The organism is Atribacter sp. (genome assembly GCF_035418125.1).
Taxonomy (GTDB): domain Bacteria; phylum Atribacterota; class Atribacteria; order Atribacterales; family Atribacteraceae; genus Atribacter; species Atribacter allofermentans.
Genome location: NZ_DAOLQM010000290.1, coordinates 1 through 2,546, shown reverse-complemented (window position 1 = coordinate 2,546; position 2,546 = coordinate 1). Strand labels below are relative to the sequence as shown.

At 39.6% G+C, this 2,546-nt stretch carries 3 protein-coding genes; all 3 read right to left on the bottom strand.

Annotated features, from left to right (window positions below):
* The coding region (locus PLK24_RS10655) for a carbohydrate ABC transporter permease (protein ID WP_324478972.1) at positions 1–845 on the bottom strand (845 nt) is incomplete at its 3' end.
* Between the two features lie 2 nt (positions 846–847).
* A complete protein-coding gene (locus PLK24_RS10650; RefSeq protein ID WP_324478970.1) occupies positions 848–1,777 on the bottom strand; it encodes a carbohydrate ABC transporter permease in 930 nt (309 codons plus the stop codon).
* A gap of 76 nt (positions 1,778–1,853) precedes the next feature.
* The gene (locus PLK24_RS10645; protein ID WP_324478969.1) at positions 1,854–2,405 is read right to left on the bottom strand and encodes a hypothetical protein; all 552 of its coding nucleotides are present in this window, start codon (positions 2,403–2,405) and stop codon (positions 1,854–1,856) included.
* Between the last annotated feature and the right edge of the window lie 141 nt (positions 2,406–2,546).

Here is a 2,546-nt window from a genome sequence, read left to right as displayed (position 1 = left end):
GCTGTTAACCCCTGAATGATAAACTTTTGAAAAATTAAAGCCAGAATAACTGGTGGAAGACTGGCTAAAACTCCGGCTGTGCTCATGGAAATAAAATCAGAACCAAATTTACTACTGAATTCTTCAACCAAAACCGACAGGGTTTTCGACGACTGGGTTGAAGCAAAAATTAAAGCAAAGAAAAACTCATTCCAGGCAATAATAAAAGCAAAAATCGATGTGGCAGCTATTCCGGGTGCTGAAAGGGGAAGGACAATTCTCATTAATGCTCCAATTCGAGTACACCCATCAATTCGAGCTGCCTCCTCAATGCTGGAAGGAATGGAAGCAAAATGACCCATCATCAGTCGGATTACCAGAGGGAGAATAAAAGAAATATAAGTTAAAATTAAAGAGAGCCGAGTATCGACCAATCCAAATCCATTGATAATTAAAAACAATGGGATTATTAGAGCAATGGGAGGAAGTATTTGAGGCAAAATTATCGAGGTTCCAATGAACCCTTTCCCTCGAAAATCAAGCCGGGTTAATCCATAAGCAGCCAAGGAACCAGCAACCATTGAGATCAGAGTTACAAAAAATGCAACAATAAGACTATTAATTGTACATTGACCAAACTGAGAAGCAGCATCGGTTACTCCTCGACCACCATAAAATATCTTCAAATAATTCTCAAAAGTTGGCTTTTTGGGGAAAAAACGTAGTGGAACACTGGTTAAATCTACCTTATGGGATATACTGGATATAACTAACCAAAGAAAAGGGGCTAACACTGCAATAAGGATTACTGCGACAGCAATCCAAAGGAATAGTTGGTTCAATTTCCTTTTCGTTTTAATATCCATCTTTAATCAACCTCCTGCTTTCGCATATAGCGAAAATAGGGGATACCAATAAAAATAACTAGAACGATAACTAAATAAGCAATGGCACTTCCAAATCCCATCCGTGAAAATTTGAAACTATTAAGATAAGCGTAATAGCTTAAGACACTAGTGCCCTCTCCAGGACCACCCCGGGTAATGATATAGAAAATATCAAATTCCCGAATTGCCCAGATGATTTTAATGATGGCTAAAGTAACAATCATCGGCTTTAGCATGGGAAGGGTGATATACCAAAATTTCTTTAGGGTATTCGCTCCATCGACTAAGGCTGCTTCGTAGAGTTCGCGCGGAATTTGTTCTAAAACTGCCAAAAACATCAATACTCCAACCGGTGTTTCCTTCCAGATATTGGCTAACATGACCAAGTGAAGTGCCCGGGTTGGATCGGCCAACCAGACTTGATAGCGTTCAATCACCCCTAAACGCTTTAAAAGGGCATTTAGAACCCCATAATTGGCATTATATATCCATTTCCACATAATCCCATTCACTGAAGTTGGCAATGCCCAAGGAAGAATGATCAAACCTCTTACCAAACCTCTCCCTCGAAATTTCTGTTGAAGCACTAAAGCTACCCCTAAACCCAAAACCAGTTCAAGTCCTACAGTAGCAAAGGCAAAATAAAGGGTACGAACGACGCTTTTTAAAAAGAAACTACTCTGTAAAGCTTCAAGATAGTTGGCAAATCCAATAAAATTGTAGATTCCGGGCTTAGTGAGAAGATAGTCGTGAAAACTAATAAAAAGAGAATAGAGGAGGGGATAGATTAGAATCCCGAATATAAGCACTAAACTTGGTACCAACAATAAATACGCAACACCATTTTTCTTTTCTAAAAAGAAAAGGCTCAGTCTTTTTTTCAGAGAATAGTTATTGGTTAGTGTATCCATCTCGACTTCAATTATCCCTCCCTCATCTTATAGTCAATAAAGCTATCCGTTACTTTTGCTTCAAAATTAAAACCTGCTATGGTAAAACCACTGTTATTCCGGTTAATTTACAAAATTCTACCATCACCGGATAAAGCTCTTCTCCATATCCCAAACAAGCATACTCATTCATCCAATTTTCCAGTAAACAATCAATATCCCCCTCCACTGTAACAAAGCCATGAGGCCAGAAAGGTATCCCACATTCGTCCAATCTGCTCATAATTGTTTCCTGAGATGGCTCAAAGATCGATACTGGAACTATGACCATTTGAAATTCTCCGTTTACTCTTCCTAAACGAGCCAGAATTCCCTTTCCAACTTTCGCAACGGCTCGTATCGATAATCCACCGGCTTGCCCTTCAGTCGGAATTCCGTGAACTGAAAATCCTGCAGGGCCAACTTTCCCAGCTAAAGAAGGTGGTATGGCACCATCTCCAATGATCTTAATCTCCCGATGTTTTTTATCGATATGTTGAAGATCACCATAATACACCGGTTCAGCACTTAAACGGGTCATAAGATAAACCGTTAAAGCGGTGTTAAAATCTCCCAGGGTTGAGGTTCCTACTCGATCCTCAAGCATCATTGACTGGGCAAAACAGGTAGCGGAATAATCATCACCTAAACCAGGAAAAGATTGGATAGTATAAAATTCCCACTTTTCTCTTTAAATAAGAGTCTTAATCGCCAGATAGAGGCGTAGTGATCGTTCATTAACAACCGATGG